The organism is Sphingobacterium daejeonense, from assembly GCF_901472535.1.
In the GTDB taxonomy this organism is placed as follows: Bacteria; Bacteroidota; Bacteroidia; order Sphingobacteriales; family Sphingobacteriaceae; genus Sphingobacterium; species Sphingobacterium daejeonense.
On the sequence record NZ_LR590470.1, the window covers coordinates 3,077,080 to 3,093,322 of the forward strand.

10 protein-coding genes and 2 pseudogenes are annotated in these 16,243 nt (G+C 40.5%); 3 read left to right on the plus strand and 9 right to left on the minus strand.

Features of this window, described 5'->3' with window-relative positions; translation table 11 throughout:
* Positions 1 to 14 precede the first annotated feature (14 nt).
* The 5 genes from FGL31_RS25945 to FGL31_RS14925 all read right to left on the minus strand — a co-directional run bounded on the left by FGL31_RS25945 (position 15) and on the right by FGL31_RS14925 (position 4,990).
* Complete coding sequence (locus FGL31_RS25945; protein ID WP_232046789.1) at positions 15 to 521, minus strand: MFS transporter; 507 nt, start codon at positions 519 to 521, stop codon at positions 15 to 17.
* Positions 502 to 1,266 carry an MFS transporter gene (locus FGL31_RS25950; protein ID WP_232046790.1) on the minus strand — a complete coding sequence of 255 codons (765 nt, stop codon included), beginning with the start codon at positions 1,264 to 1,266 and terminating at the stop codon, positions 502 to 504. The genes FGL31_RS25945 and FGL31_RS25950 overlap by 20 nt, the downstream gene beginning before the upstream one ends.
* A 137-nt stretch (positions 1,267 to 1,403) precedes the next feature.
* Positions 1,404 to 2,330: an endonuclease/exonuclease/phosphatase family protein gene (locus FGL31_RS14915; protein ID WP_138092560.1), complete on the minus strand. Its 927-nt coding sequence runs from the start codon at positions 2,328 to 2,330 to the stop codon at positions 1,404 to 1,406.
* Positions 2,331 to 2,342: 12 nt separating this feature from the next.
* Positions 2,343 to 3,737, minus strand: a complete 1,395-nt coding sequence (locus tag FGL31_RS14920; RefSeq protein WP_138092562.1) for an FAD-dependent oxidoreductase — start codon at positions 3,735 to 3,737, stop codon at positions 2,343 to 2,345.
* A gap of 29 nt (positions 3,738 to 3,766) precedes the next feature.
* Positions 3,767 to 4,990 carry an MFS transporter gene (locus tag FGL31_RS14925; protein WP_232046791.1) on the minus strand — a complete coding sequence of 408 codons (1,224 nt, stop codon included), beginning with the start codon at positions 4,988 to 4,990 and terminating at the stop codon, positions 3,767 to 3,769.
* A 187-nt stretch (positions 4,991 to 5,177) separates the two neighbouring features.
* Between FGL31_RS14925 and FGL31_RS14930 the strand changes: the two genes are divergently transcribed.
* The 3 genes from FGL31_RS14930 (at position 5,178) to FGL31_RS14940 (ending at position 11,047) form a co-directional block, all read left to right on the plus strand.
* Positions 5,178 to 5,837, plus strand: coding sequence for a DeoR/GlpR family DNA-binding transcription regulator (locus FGL31_RS14930; RefSeq protein ID WP_317131027.1), 660 nt, complete (start codon positions 5,178 to 5,180; stop codon positions 5,835 to 5,837).
* 443 nt (positions 5,838 to 6,280) lie between these two features.
* Positions 6,281 to 9,280: a SusC/RagA family TonB-linked outer membrane protein gene (locus FGL31_RS14935; RefSeq protein WP_232046792.1), complete on the plus strand. Its 3,000-nt coding sequence runs from the start codon at positions 6,281 to 6,283 to the stop codon at positions 9,278 to 9,280.
* Between the two features lie 6 nt (positions 9,281 to 9,286).
* The gene (locus FGL31_RS14940; RefSeq protein WP_138092567.1) at positions 9,287 to 11,047 is read left to right on the plus strand and encodes a RagB/SusD family nutrient uptake outer membrane protein; all 1,761 of its coding nucleotides are present in this window, start codon (positions 9,287 to 9,289) and stop codon (positions 11,045 to 11,047) included.
* A gap of 1,088 nt (positions 11,048 to 12,135) precedes the next feature.
* Here FGL31_RS14940 and rplT read toward each other — a convergent pair.
* From rplT to thrS, 4 genes and pseudogenes are all read right to left on the minus strand, one after another.
* On the minus strand, positions 12,136 to 12,480 hold the full coding sequence (gene rplT / locus FGL31_RS14945) for a 50S ribosomal protein L20 (protein ID WP_099371908.1): 345 nt from the start codon (positions 12,478 to 12,480) through the stop codon (positions 12,136 to 12,138).
* A gap of 103 nt (positions 12,481 to 12,583) precedes the next feature.
* Positions 12,584 to 12,784 carry a 50S ribosomal protein L35 gene (gene rpmI, locus FGL31_RS14950; RefSeq protein ID WP_099371909.1) on the minus strand — a complete coding sequence of 67 codons (201 nt, stop codon included), beginning with the start codon at positions 12,782 to 12,784 and terminating at the stop codon, positions 12,584 to 12,586.
* A gap of 38 nt (positions 12,785 to 12,822) precedes the next feature.
* Positions 12,823 to 13,351, minus strand: a pseudogene (gene infC, locus FGL31_RS14955) (translation initiation factor IF-3).
* 53 nt (positions 13,352 to 13,404) lie between these two features.
* Positions 13,405 to 15,331, minus strand: a pseudogene (thrS, locus tag FGL31_RS14960) (threonine--tRNA ligase).
* Positions 15,332 to 16,243 lie beyond the last annotated feature (912 nt).

Below are 16,243 nucleotides of genomic sequence, written 5' to 3' on the forward strand. Positions count from 1 at the left end.
TTATTAATCAATTTCTAAACTATATTTACTTCTTCAGTTGATTCCCTTATTTCTTCAGGAATCGTAATAAATTTTGTCAGTACAGCACTGACTAGGTATAGGCCAGCCAATACCCAAATTACTCCTTCACTACCTATTGTTCCGATTAATAGTCCGACGATTGCAGGACCAACAAATACGGGTAATCCTGCACCAAGATTCAAGATAGCCATGGCGGCACCTTTATCTTCTTTTACAAGAGAAGGCACTAATGCAGACAATGGAACGTATCCAGCCAAAAGACCGCCCCAAGCAATCCCTGCAATCATTACCGCCCAATAGGCTCCTCCAAACCAAATCGGAGAATAATAGAACAAAACAGTCGTAATCGCACAGCCAACACCGCCAAACCACATAATAGTGCGCTGCCATCCTAGTCGATCCCCAACAAATCCGAAAATTAAATTAAAGGCTATATTGCTCGTGAAAATGGTGCCCCAAATCTGTAACCATTCCTTGGTATTAAATCCATGCTCTGCCATATACATCGGCAGGAAAACTGGAAACGCAAATTGAGCTGTGGTATTGATTTACTCGAACAATCCCCCCAATCAATACTTTGGGTTCTTTCTTTACAATGGTCAGTCCATTCACCAATTCCTGAACTTTTGAGCCTCTGGACGCCTTCGTTTCGAATTTATCTCGATTTAAAATAAGTGCGAAGAATGCTCCGATCAAGACCCATATAATAGATGACCAAAGTGTATTTTCATAGCCAATTCTTTCCAATGCCCAACTAGAATAGTAGGCCCCTAATACATTTAATCCTCCGGTAAACACAAACCAGAACCAACCAACGGCTCTGCCCAACATATTTTTGGGAGTGCGATAATTGATCCATACCATAAATGAATAGGCAAATAATGGATATCCAAACCCTCTAATGGCATAAAATAACAGCATCGCATTGTAATCCAGTTTGGCCATCCCTTGCCCCACAAAACCAATCGTACCAATGAGATATAAAATCAACCCCATCAACATGGATTTCCGCGGACCATAGCTTTCTGCCAATACCCCTGAAAACCATGAGGAAATTGCAATGGTGATTCCATAGACCGTAAACAGTGCCGCTGATTGCTCGATACTCATCCCATGCTCGGTCAGGTAAGGACTTAACCAGCCCTGTTCAACACCATCACCCATCATGAAAATAAGGATACCTAAGTAACCCCATTTTAAATGACTTGGTATACCTAGCTTATCCATTAAATTGTTCTGTGCCATTATTTTTTGTTAAGGTTAAGATTGATTTATTTTGTTAGTAAAATAAAAATAAACAAAATATAACATAATTAAACCTGTTTGAGTTAAAAAAAGAACAGACAATTAATCTGTTCCTTTCCTTTTAGCTCTCTTAAATTCTATTGATATGCTAAGACAGCACTAACAAAATAATGGTCACTAGGCAACCTTCCTTTATAGCTGTCTTTAATGATATGGCTTTCTATTCCTTGGAGTGGTCCATTAACAAAAACAAAATCAATTTTCTTTGATTTCTTTCTGGCGGGATCTTCACCTTTAAATCCATGGGTTGTTCCTTGAGGTTTTTCCGGACCATTTGCTTGAACAAATGAATCTTTCCATCCAGCACCCATTATATCTTGATAGACCTTTGACTCCATTCCCACATTAAAATCACCTGTAATAATCTGTGGAAAATCTGGTTGATATTGGCTGGCTTCATCTAAAACAACTTTTATTTGGCCTTCCTTAGCCTCATTGCTGACATGGTCCAGATGAAGGTTGGTCAATCTTATTTCACGCTTGGTTTTCTTATCCAAAAGCCTTACCCAGCAAGCATTTCTTGCTCGAGCAGATCCCCATGAAATACTGCCGGCCTTTAGAGGTGTTTCTGATAACCAATAGGCTCCGGCGGCCAATAATTCAAACCTCTTTTTAGAAAATAGGATTGGATTTTTAGCAATCCCATGGTACCCTTCTTTAAACTGATCCATCTCAGGCCCATCAAATCCAAATGCAAAATAATCAGTCAATTGCTCCTTAAGATCAAGGAATTGACCTTTTAACACTTCTTGAAATCCTATTAAATCAGCCTTTTGATTTCTGATAATGGTTAAGCACGCTTCTCTTCTGTCTTTCCAGCCCAAACCTTTTGCGGCATCTTCTTCTAAATCCACACGGATATTACAAGTCAACACCTTGATTGTACTGCCCTTACTTCCAATTTCTGCTGCAGGAAGCTCAAGTTTACCAACTAAAGGAAGCGCAGCCAACAAGCCTGCTTTTCTAAAGAAGTCTCTTCGATTTGATTTACCGGATTGCTTCATGTTTCTTTTTTATTAAACAGCAGCTGTCAGGTTTTCTCCTAAGTAGGCTCCAGTGCTGATCAGTTCTGCTCTCAATTCATCAACACTCACGTCAGCAGGTGTGATTCCTTTTCTTACTGCTAATTTTGCTGCGCGTCCTGCAGCTTCACCCATCGCCATGCAAGGTGCCATAACTCGGATCGCAGACATCGCTTCATGTGTGGTCGAAATCGCTCGCCCTGCAACCAACAGGTTCTTCACATTTTTAGGTACTAAAGAGCGGTATGGAATATCATAACTGTCCCCACACCAAGTTAAAGTACAACCTCCACCTTCGGGATGATGTATATCCAGCGGATAACTCGCTACAGCAACTGCATCGTCAAAGCGACGACAAGTCAAGATATCATCTGCAGTCATGGTATAGTTACCCACGATACGGCGAGTTTCACGGATCCCTAGGAAAGGTGCCATTTTTGTGAACCTTGAGTTTTCAAATCCTGGAACAAATTCTTTCAAATAACGCTGTATTTCTTCTACTTGTTTACGTCCTTCGATTTCACCGTAGGTCAGACTTTCTGGATTAGTACCATCTACACCATTGATACGGGACATATTCACCCAAACTTCACCTTTACGCAATCCTGTGATCAATATGGTTCGCTCCACAGGCAAGTTGTAGCCATGCTGACGTGCTTTTTCCATCACACTGCGCAAACCAACAACGATAAATTGATTGTTTTGACCAAAATATTCCGATGGGATAAAATCCGTAAGATAAGTTCTTGGCTCTTCAGCTATGGACATTCTTAATTTTTCAGTGTCCACGCCAGCCATACAGAACATCAATGTTGGCGGCTGTGCTCCACCATCTTCGTTTCCTTGTTCACACTCTACACCAGCTTTAAATGCTACATCGGCATCACCGGTGCAATCAATTACTGTTTTCGCCAAAATAATCTCACGCCCTGATTTGCTCTCTATAATTACCCCTTTCAAGGCATCTCCATCCATAACTACACCTGCCGAGAAAACATAAAGCAAAACTTTTACTCCTGCCTCTTCCAGTACTTGCAAACCTACGTTTTTAACTGCTTCTGGTTCTACCAAGGTCAGGCTCATATGCAATGGGCAAGGACGATGCTCAGAAGCAGCATCCACCTCCTTGAGTTTGTCAATAAACTTTTGGGGCAAACCTTTGATAATTTGATTTCCTTTCTGTCCCAAGAAACCTAAAATTGGCAATCCAATGGTCATATTTCCACCAACAAAGCTTCTGTTGTCGATTAAGGCAACCTTTAATCCGTCTGATGCAGCAGCTTGTGCAGCAATAATACCCGCAGGCCCACCTCCAACTACCAAAACATCCACCTCTAAGCGAACAGGAGTCTCTCTTGCAGGCTCCAAAATGGTCTTTACTTCTCCCATAACAATTACTACTTTATAATATTTTCTTTTTAATTACTTTCTATCAATTCTTGTTTTGGCTTTTCTTTCTTTACCATAGTCCATAATATCAGAACCGCGATGGGGTGCATAAATGCCATTGCAATAAATATGGTGCCTGCACCTAATGATCCCATCATCTGCCCAACGAAATAATTGAACAATACAGCGCCCAAAGCACCAAATCCACCTGCAATTCCCAAAACAGAAGCCACATTTTTCACTGGAAAAGCTTCGGCAATCACGACAGATATCGTGAAAAGCCAACTCAAGCAGGCAACTGCAACCAATGAAAAAATCAAAATGGTCAAATATGGATTCGACACATAGGATGTCAAACAGCATAAAGGTGCCAGTACAGCGATACTGCTAAGCATAATTTTTCTAGCCATCAAAGGCTCTTTACCATTGCGCACCATTTTATCTGACCATGCTGAAGTCCCGATAGCACCTATATCAGCCACCAAAAATGGTATCCAGCCAAACATTCCAATCTGAGCCAAGGTCAGTCCACTTTCTTCCTGAAGATAGCCTGGTAGCCAAAAAAGACAGAAATACCACACTGGATCACTTACAAAACGAATCAATAATATCCCCCACAAAGTCTTTGTTTTCCATAGCTGACCCCAAGAAAAACCTTGGTCTGAAGAAGACTCATCAACTTCTCCAACAGCCTCATTTCGGATTTCTGCCGGTGGTTCTGTATAAATCAAGAACCATAACAATGCGATGATTAACCCTACAATTCCCGCAACGATGAATACTGTATGGAAATTATATCTAATTGCTAACCATGCTACGATTGGAGGAGCAATGATTGCCCCTATGGAGCTTCCGGCGACACATAAGCTGTTCGCTGTTGCTCTTAATTTTCCCGAAAACCAAACAGTTATCACTTTCAACTGCGCGGGAAAATTTGTTGGCTCGGCCGCACCTAGCATTCCCCTGAAGAACAAAAAAGAACCGAATGTTCTTGAAAACCCGCCTCCGAGGCAAGCAACTGACCATCCCAAAATCCCCACCAACATCACCTTCTTTTCACCGAATTTATCAACCAGCCAACCTGAAACAGGGTACATCAAGGCATAAAAAACGGTGAATACATTGATAACTAATGCATATCCGTCATCGCCTAAGTCAAATTCATCCTTCAACATCGGTTTCAGGATGGATACGATTTGCCGATCGTAATAATTAAAACGATAGCCAAAAATATGACCGCTATTATAAACCATCTTCTTTTGCTGGCAGGCATCGGCAAAGTATACTTCGACATAAGGTATGTTTGGTTATTGTATTTTATTAGTTAATTCCAAATGTAGAAAAAAAAGAATATAAAAAAGATTTTTAAATAAAAAAAAAGAGTAGGCAGGTTTGGAAAAGGTGGTTATATTTGTTTTAGATTAACTTATTAAATGAATTATGATGAATATTACGGACAGACACGAATTCATTCTAAAGAGCTTAAAGGAAAAAGGGAAGATTACGATAGACTGGCTCTGCGAGACCATGAAGGTTTCCAGCGTAACGATCCGCAAAGACCTGAAAGTTTTAGAAGATAAAAACCTGTTATTCAGGATTAAAGGTGGCGCATCCAGCAGCAATCCTTACGCAATTGATCGTCCTATAATAGTCAAGGAATCGATCAATAGTGAAGAGAAACAGCGCATTGCCCAAGCTGCAATTAAGCTGATAAAAGACAATGATTCTATCATGATCGGATCTGGCACGACCGTCTTTACTTTGGCAAAAAACATTGAGACCACCCATGCCTTGACAGTAATCACTCCGGCCTTAAAAGTAGGCTTAGAGCTCAGTGGAAAGCCAAATATCGAGGTTTTGTTATTAGGTGGGCTAATTCGCCCGAACTCTTCTTCCGTAGCTGGACAATACGCAATGCGCGTCCTGGACGAGATTAGCTGTGGCATTTTGTTCCTCGGAGCAGATGGCATCGACCTTGAATTCGGTATCTCAATTAGCAATTTGCCAGAAGCTACATTAAATCAAAAAATGATCGAAACCTCTCAAAAAATCGCTATTCTGGCAGATAGCAGCAAATTTTGGAAAAAGGGGACTAGGTAAAATCTGTGAACTTATAGATGTAGATTACATTATTACAGACAGCAAGGTTTCCCCGAACATTGTTAAATCCATTGAAGACCTAGGTATCAAAATCATCGTCGCCTAACACCCATTCCCTTCTCACCTTCAGAAAAAAGATTTTTAAATTTTTGGTTTAAAAATCTTTTTTTTTATTTTCGAATCGCTTTATAAGCATATAACCATTTGTTGTTTTTGAATAAAATCTACTATGATTAGGGTGTATTTGCCTGTTTTTAACAAAATCAAAATACTTTCTTAATAATTATTTAACATTATAAATCTATTTTCGAAACAATTTTAAACATTTTTAAATAACATTAAATCACATTTCTAATACATCTGAATAGAATAACCTATTTATTATTAATACACATCTAAATGAAAAAACAATTACATCTCATTTTTTGTTGTGTTTCCTACCTGTGGGTATACTTTGGGCACAGCAAAAAAATATCAGGGGAAAAGTGACCAATGAAGATGGAAACCCAATTGAAGGCGTTACTATCAAGATCAAAGGCCACCTAAATGCCTTGGCGCAAACATCAGAAACTGGTGAATACAGTATCGATGCAAACACGGGCGATGTCCTTTTATTTGCAAGTATGGGATTTGCAAATGCAGAAAGGACAATTTCAGATCAGAACATGATCAATGTTATAATGACCGCTGACCTAACCAACCTTGATGAAGTTGTCGTAGTAGGTTATGGTACGCAAAAGAAAGTAAACCTGACAGGAGCTGTATCGACCATCAACAGCGAACAATTGGAAAGAAGACCTGTAGTTTCCACATCTACGGCACTACAAGGCCTTGCACCTGGTGTCACAGTAACTTCTCAATCTGGTGCTCCAGGAGGTGACCAAGGATCAATCCGTATTCGTGGCGTAAATTCATTTGGCGGTTCTGACTCCGAACCACTGGTAATTATCGATGGTGTAGCTGGTTCTTTGGACAATATCGACGCGAATCTGATCGAGAGTATTTCGGTACTAAAAGATGCTGCATCTGCATCTATCTACGGCTCTAGGGCAGCAAACGGCGTCATTTTAGTAACCACCAAAAGAGGCAAAGACCAATTTGGAATCAATTATAAAGGTTATACAGGATGGCAAGACGCTACTTTTATACCAAAAGTAACGGATGGTGCCACATTCATGAAAGTATTCAATGACGCTAATATGAATGATAATGGTTCGGTGATCTACAGCGATAAGGATTTTGAAGATTTCAACAAATTATACGCTGAAAACCCGGACAATTTCGATTGGCAAAAAGCAATTCTAAGCGGGTCGGGATTTACCCACAATCACTTTCTTACCTTAAATGCTGGCGCTGAAAAAATAAGGGTTGCTCCTTCTGTAGGATATGTATCCCAAGATGGCTTGATCAAGAACACCGGGTTTAAGAGATATACATTTAGAAACAACATGGATATCAACCCCAATGACAAGCTGAATATCCGTTTTGACCTATCAGCAGTAAACACAAACCGGACACAAATCGCCAATGAAGGTACCATTTGGAACTATATCGGCCGTATGCCTACCAATATTCCTATCCGCGTTGCGGATGGACTATGGTCTGAAGGCTGGGTGAAAAACAATCCTGTAGCATTTATTGAAGATGGAGGGAATAGAAAAGTTAACAACCTTGAATTGATTGGAAACTTATCAATCAATTACAAGCCTACAGAATGGTTGAGCTTAACAGGTATGGCAGCACCTAGATACCGCACTCGTAATATCCATGATTTTGCAAAAGCTGTCATGACTTATTATGAAGACGGAAATGAAGCTGGTACTGCTTTGCCATCAACCGAATTGACCGAATCTGCTTACCGTTACTTCAATGGCAGCTACTCCATTCAAGGTACCGCACAGAAATCCTTCAATGACCATAACTTGAGTTTGATGATTGGTGCATCACGGGAAACGTACGATGAGAAATACCTAATGGGATACCGTCGCGATTTCACGTATGACACTTACGAAGTTTTGAACGCAGGTGCAGATACCGAGACTAAAAATAACGCTGGAAACCAATATCAATGGTTATTGGCATCGACCTTTGGACGATTCAATTATGATTACAAAGGACGGTATCTATTAGAGGCTAACTTACGTTACGATGGTAGTTCAAGATTTGCTTCTGCTAACCGTTGGACAGCATTTCCATCGTTTTCTGCAGGATGGAGAATTTCCGAAGAACCGTTTATGGCAAACCTAAAAAACTCAATCAATCAATTGAAATTACGTGCTTCGTGGGGTAAATTGGGTAACCAGAACATTGGAAATTCCTATTATCCATATATCCAAACATTGGAAATGGGAAGCATTTCCGTTGGTGGTACCGTAGAGCAAATGATTGCTTTGAACACCATGGCTAACCAAGGTTTATTATGGGAAGAAACAACCATGACCGGAGTAGGTTTGGATGCGTCACTGTTCAATCACTTTACATTCACATTTGATTGGTACAAAAAACATACAGATGGGATTTTATTAAAACTTTATATCTCAGAATTATTCGGTAAAAATGCTCCTTTCCAAAACGCTGCTAAAGTTCAGAACCAAGGCTGGGAGGCATCGGTGAGATACGACAATCAATTTGGGGATTTCAAGATAGGGATCGGTGCCAACATCTCGGATGTCAGAAATAAGATAACCGATATGGCCGGACAAACCCAGGGAACTTTATTGAGACAACAAGTCGGTTATCCGATTAACTCCATATTTGGATATGTTTCTGATGGACTCTACCAATCACAGGAAGAAATTGACAATGGCCCAACTCAATTTGGAACGGTCAAACCTGGTGATATCCGTTATAAAGACATCGCTGGAGGCTTTGACGAGAATGGAAACGTTATTCCTGACGGAAAGATCTCTGATGCCGACAAGGTAATTATCGGCAATACAATCCCACGATACACTTATGGATTTAATCTAGATCTAGGCTATAAGGGAATCAGGTTTGGAGCATTTATCCAAGGTGTAGCAAAAGTTGATGGCTACTTGGATTCTCATTATGTAATTCCAGCAGTAAACTCTTCTGCTATCAAACCATGGCAATTGGATTACTGGTCTGAAAACAATAAAAACGCATCATTGCCAAGAGTATCTGTTACTTCAACCAATAACACGCAAAACTCGGATTTCTGGATGAGAAGCGCTTCGTATTTAAGGCTTAAGAATGTTCAATTAGGATATGAAATTCCTAAAAGCTGGCTTGCAAATTCTAAGATTGGTGGAATTTTCATCTATGCGAATGGCCAGAACTTATTTACAAAAACAAACTTTTACGAGGGCTATGACCCTGAGATCAACTACAACTCAGGCGCACAAGATGGTGTTTCCTTGGGTGCAGGGAACTTTTACCCGCAGGTTAAGGTGTACACATTTGGTTTAGACTTCAAATTTTAAAGAATAATGATCAAGATAACAAAATCAATCATAGGAATGAGTGCACTTTGTGCTGCTCTAATGACATCATGCGATCTGGAACAGTTGCCATTGGACAACCCGTCTTCAGAAACATTCCCTACCACGCAAAAAGAGGCAGAAATGGGCTTATTGGGAGCTTATAAAGCTTTGACATTGCTTGATGCTTCTAGTACGCCTATCTGGCATGTGATGGACAATATCACCGATATTGGCTATGCAAGACCAGGTAATAATTACACCTCTCCTATTACAAGTTCGATTACCACCGATAATGCGTTGGCCACAAAACCTTGGGCCGCACATTATAAAACAATTGGCAGGGTACACGATGTGCTCGACAAATTAGAAGGCATCAAATCGAGTATGTCTGAAGCCGATTACGCTAGAATTGATGCTGAACTAAGATTTATCCGCGCATACTGTTATTCTCAATTGATTGAGCTTTACGGGGATGTTCCATTGCTAAAAAATGCATTGAAATTATCGGATGAATTACCTGCTCGAACCGCAAAGTCGGAAATTGAAAAATTCATCCTGGAAGAATTGACTGCTATTGCCGACCATTTACCACTCTCACAAGCTGGAGTTAAGTTTTCCAGGGCTTCAAGCATTGCTGCATATACACTGAAAGCAAGAGTAGCATTATATGCGAAACAATATAATGTTGCGGCAGAGGCTGCCAAAAAAGCGATCACGCTATCAAATGGCATTCATAGCTTAACAGAATTTGACAGCTCCATCCAATATGCCAACAAAACACATAAAGAAGGCGAGCCAGAAGTATCAAACATTTTTGGGCATAAAGGCTATGAGAGCAGCAAGGAATGGATCTGGGTGGTAGAATACAATCGCAATATTAGTGATAACACCCATAACCAAGGATATTATTTGGCATCTAGATTAGGAAAAGGTGTTTGTTATTGGGGTCCGACTCAAAACTTTATTGATTCATTTCAGGATTTGGAGGGAAAATTCATTACAGAATCCACTTTATACAATCCAGAAAATCCTTTTGAAAACAGAGATCCACGCCTGGATTTATATACCGTCCGTCCACATTCTAGATTTATGGGATTTCAGTTTGAGCCGAACGCTGCATTTTCAAGGGTGAACAATTACTGGCCAGTGATCAATGGTTCTGCTGAAAAACCGACTTCTCAGGCCAATGCAGATGCTACGAATGCTTATCGTTCATTTAGCGGATATTTATGGCGCAAGCATACTGACCTTGCTGATTTTGCAACGACTTCGGTTTCGGGATTCTCCGATCTGAACGTTGGTATATTCCGCTATGCTGAACTCTTGTTGATCTATGCCGAAGCTAAAATTGAAGGAAACAGCATTGATGCTACGGTTTATGATGCAATCAACCAAATTCGACAACGCGCCAACATGCCGAACCTACCAAATGGCTTATCCCAAGCACAATTGCGTACAGCATTACGATATGAAAGAAAGGTTGAATTAGCAAATGATGGCCTTCGTTGGCATGACCTCCGCCGTTGGGGGATTGCAAAACAGGTCATGAATGGCTATATCTACCTGAATAGATTAGGCAACAATTGGGATAGGAACGTTTTAACCCGAATCGATGAAAACGCAAACCCTGTTTACAACCACAGTGTTGCTACTAAATCCTTTGGAACCCAAGAGGTAGTGTACCGAGAAAACAAAGATGAATATTGGCCAATCGCTGCACAAGAGCTAGATGCCAACAAAAACTTGGTTCAAAACCCAGGTTATTAATAAGCTTACAATTCATACACATACATTAATTTCGCAGACGTGACCTAACTAGGTCACGTTTGTTTTTTGCAGGCTATTCTACTCTGTAGGGGGTGGAACTTTTATAGAAATGATTGTATCAAACCATGAAACCCTGTAAGGGTTAAATGCCATCGGCATGAAATATCTCTTAAATGCCGTAGGCATGCCATATCTATAGAGATGGAAATCACCACAAAAACCAACGCCGTAGGCGTGGCATGTTTGTTAAATCCTCTGCTATAATAGTGTCACCCCTATGGGGTTGAGATATTATAACAAACAATTTATCAAACCATATAACCCTGTAAGGGTGTAACTATTATAGCAATAATTGTATCAAACCATGCAACCCTGTAAGGGTGTAACTATTATAGAAATGATTGTATCAAACCATTTAACCCTGTAAGGGTGTAACTATTTTGGATAAATTAATCGCTGATTTTAGAAAAACTAAACGCATATAAACTTCCAAAATAGTTTCTCTCGCTAAAGCGAGAGAATGACAGGCATTCTTGGGGGTTTTAGGGGGTGAATTGGAAGGGTAAGAGGTCGCTGCGGCGACCACTTACCCTTCCAATTCACCCCCCTCATTAAACGAGCGAGTGTGTCATTCTCTCTCGTAAGAGAGAGAAACTATTTAGTCAACTATTCATTGCTGTTTTGAATAACGAAGATTATTTAGAGAAATAAACATCAGAAATAGCACCCACTTTAATTGCCCCTGGTGTCACCATCATCCACAACGAATTAACCCTATCGGGATAAAATTCCGTAGGCATGTTTGTTAAATCCTCTGCTATAAGAGTGTCACCCCGATGGGTTGAGCATTAATAACTTGCCCCATTGATGGAGTTTCACCGCCGTGGTCGGTGTCTCCACCGACCACTATTGTTTCTAAATCATTAAAATAGTTTCCTCATCTGCGATGAGGAATGACACGCATGTCGAGGGAAAGGGGGTTTGTTACGCAGGGGAATAGTTTCGATAATAGCACAACCCCATCAAAAAAAAGCCATCCTTTTCGGGATGGCTTTTCAATATCTAACAAAAATTGATGCGGTTTAAACTTATTTTACTGCGTCTACAACTGCTTTGAAAGCTTCTGGATTGTTTAAAGCTAAATCAGCTAATACCTTACGGTTCAAGCCGATGTTTTTAGCGTTTAATTTACCGATCAACTGAGAATACGAGATTCCGTGTTGACGAGCTCCAGCGTTGATACGTTGTATCCATAAAGCTCTAAACTCGCGTTTTTTGGTTTTACGGTCGCGGTAAGCGTACTGTAAACCTTTTTCTACTGTATTTTTAGCAATAGTATATACTTTGCTACGAGATCCATAATAGCCTTTAGCTAATTTAAGGATTCTTTTACGTCTTCTTCTAGAAGCAACTGCGTTAACCGAACGTGGCATAATTTTTAAAATTTAATTTGGTACAAGGTGTTACGTTTTTCAGCAATCTTACGACCCAATACCCGGTTAAAAAAATATTGTTATTAAATGTTTTTGTCTAAACTTATTTACCGATAGCAAGCATACGTTTTACGTTGCCTGAATCTGCATCGCTTACATAACTAGTAGTAGTTAAGTTACGTTTTTGTTTAGTAGTTTTCTTAGTCAAGATGTGGCTTTTGAAAGCGTTTTTTCTTGCTATTTTACCTGTTCCAGTCAATTTGAAACGTTTCTTAGCGCTGGAATTGGTTTTAACTTTTGGCATAATACTTATATATTTTATATCAATCTGTTAGATACTTTTTATTTTTTTGGGCTGGTTTTCGGCGCCAATGTCAAGAACATACGCTTTCCTTCCAACTTAGGCAATAGTTTCAACTTTACCGTAGTCTTCCAATGCTTGTGCGAATCTCAACAACAAGATTTCACCTTGTTCTTTAAACACGATTGCACGGCCTTTGAAATGCACATACGCACGAACTTTCTCGCCACTTTCCAGGAAACGCATGGCATGCTTCAATTTAAACTCGAAATCGTGCTCACTGGTATTAGGTCCAAAACGGATCTCCTTGATAACAGTTTGCTTAGCATTCGCTTTAATTTCCTTTTGTTTTTTCTTTTGTTCGTAAACGAATTTACTGTAATCGATAATCTTACAAACAGGAGGCGTAGCATTAGGAGAAATTTCAACCAAATCCAACTCAAGCTCATCAGCTAGTGCCAAGGCTTGTCTTGTCGGATACACCCCTTGTTCTACATTGTCACCTACCAAACGCACTTCTGGAACACGAATGTGCTCATTGATACGGTGTTCTGGTTCTTTTTTCCTAATCGGGCCTCTAGGGCCGAAATTGTTACTTTTTGCCAAATGTTTCCTTAATTAAATTAAACAGTTATTTCTTTTAATAATAAATCTTTAAATTCTTCTGGAGTAATTGACCCTAAGTCAACTCCACCATGTTTACGCACTGATATCGTTCCGCTTTCCATCTCTTTTTCCCCTACAATCACCATATAAGGCATTTTCTTCACTTCAGCATCGCGGATTTTACGCCCTACTTTTTCGTCACGCAAGTCAATCAGACCGCGAATATCGGAATTATTTAGCGATTCTAAAAGTTTTTGAGCATATTCTTCATATTTTTCTGACACTGGCAAGACGATAAACTGCTCAGGTGCAAGCCATAACGGAAACTGACCTCCGCAATGCTCGATCAAGACTGCAACAAATCTTTCCAATGATCCGAATGGTGCGCGGTGTATCATCACTGGGCGGTGCTTCATATTGTCACTGCCAGTATACTCCAATTCAAAACGCTCCGGAAGATTGTAGTCAACCTGGATTGTTCCCAACTGCCATTTTCTGCCCAAAGCATCTTTTACCATAAAGTCCAATTTAGGACCATAAAATGCTGCTTCGCCATATTCTACAACTGTCGGTAATCCTTTTTTCCGCTGCTGATTCAATGATTGCAGCCTCTGCTAAAGCCCAATTTTCATCAGACCCGATATACTTTGTTTTGTTCTCAGGGTCACGCAATGAAACTTGTGCTGTAAAATCATCAAATCCCAAAGCTCCAAAAACATAAAGTACCAAGTCGATAACTTTTTTGAACTCTTCTTTTACTTGGTCCGGACGACAGAATAAATGCGCATCATCCTGAGTAAACCCTCTTACCCGGGTCAAACCATGTAACTCACCCGACTGCTCATAACGGTATACCGTACCGAACTCTGCAAAACGAACCGGCAGTTCTTTGTAAGAACGAGGTTTAGTCTTGTAGATTTCGCAGTGATGAGGACAGTTCATTGGTTTCAACAAGAATTCCTCACCGTCCACTGGAGTCTTGATTGGCTGGAACGAATCTGCCCCATACTTTTCATAGTGTCCAGAAGTAATATATAGTTGTTTATGGCCAATATGTGGTGTTATCACAGGCTCATACCCAGCTTTGATTTGTGCTTTTTGCAAGAAGTCCTGAAGTTTCTGTCTCAAAGCAGTACCTTTTGGCAACCATAATGGCAAACCCATCCCTACTTTTTCTGAGAAAGCAAACAGCTCCAAATCCTTACCCAATTTACGGTGGTCACGTTTCTTAGCTTCTTCGATGAACTTCAGGTATTCAGTCAGTTCAGAGGCTTTAGGAAAGGTCACACCATAGATGCGAGTTAATTGTTTACGAGTTTCATCACCACGCCAATAAGCACCAGCAACGTTTGTCAATTTAACAGCTTTTATAAAGCTGGTATTCGGGATGTGCGGACCACGGCAAAGATCAGTAAAGTTACCTTGGGAATAGAAAGTGATCTTTCCATCTTCCAGGTCTTTAATAAGATCCAGTTTGTATTCGTCTCCTTTTTCTTCGAAATAAGCTAAGGCATCAGCTTTAGAAACTGCTTTGCGTTCAAAAATTTCTTTTTGTTTAGCCAGTTCGATCATTTTATCCTCGATCTGTTTAAAATCGTCGGATGAGAACTCACGGTCACCGAAGTCTACATCGTAATAGAAGCCTGTTTCGATTGCAGGACCGATACCGAATTTGATTCCTGGATAAAGTGCTTCCAATGCTTCAGCCAACAGGTGAGCTGAAGAGTGCCAGAACGTTGATTTTCCTTTTTCATCGTTCCAGGTCAACAATTTGACTGCTGAATCTTCTTCAATAGATCTTGAAGAATCCCAAACTTCGCCATTTACTTCTGCAGCTAATACGTTTCTAGCTAATCCTTCGGAAATCGACTGAGCAATCTGCATGGCAGTAGTGCCCTTTTCATACTGACGTACAGAACCGTCAGGAAGTGTAATGTTAATCATTTACAACTATGATTTATGATTTTGTATAAAACCGCAATTCTCGTCAATGTGTACAATTACATTGATTTATAAGAATTGCCTTAATTAATGCAATGCAAAAATACGGAATTTTTATGTCTTTTCGAAATGAATTTGAAAGGCCAAAGATTGTTCTGAGACATTTTAAAGTTATTTTTTTAGCAGTGCTACCGACTGTTCAGTGGGCGGTGGGGCAGCTGTATGGTTTGATAAAATTATTGCTATAATAGTTACACCCTTACAGGGTTGCATGGCGTGATAATCGTTTGTTGTAATAGGTTAACCCCATCGGGGAGACATTATTATAGCAGGGTGTTAAACAAACATGCCACACCTACGGCGTTGGTGTTTGACGCGATTTTCATTTCTATAGATATTACATGCCGATGGCATTTAAGAGATATTTCATGCCTCCGGCATTTAACCCCGATGGGGTTTTTTGGGATGTAATATCTATTGGTTTTACACCGGGGGCTTCGGCTCCGCTCAGCCACCGGTCGTTTTGGCTCCAGGGATTCTGTGGCTCGGCTCCGCTTAGGGACAGCTTAGGCAGACCGCCATGGTTGGTGTCCCCACCAACCATCTTAAGCACAGCTAGCGCACGCTTCGGCTCCGGTCAGGGACCGGCATTTGGCGAATGTTCAGTGGCCGGTGGGGACACCGACCACGGCGGAGGGGTGTGTTCTGCCGCCAGCACCTTGGATATCTATTGGCGTCAAAAACCACCGGGGGCTTCGGCTCCGCTCAGCCACCAGTGGTTTTGGCTCTGGGTTTTGATCCGCTCAGACTCCGGCGGTTTTCAATTTCTTATGTCTTATGTCTAGTGTCTTATGTCTCCTTCCTACCTCCGTCTTAGCTTAGTATACTCTGGTTCGTCTCTCGTTCGGACTTCCT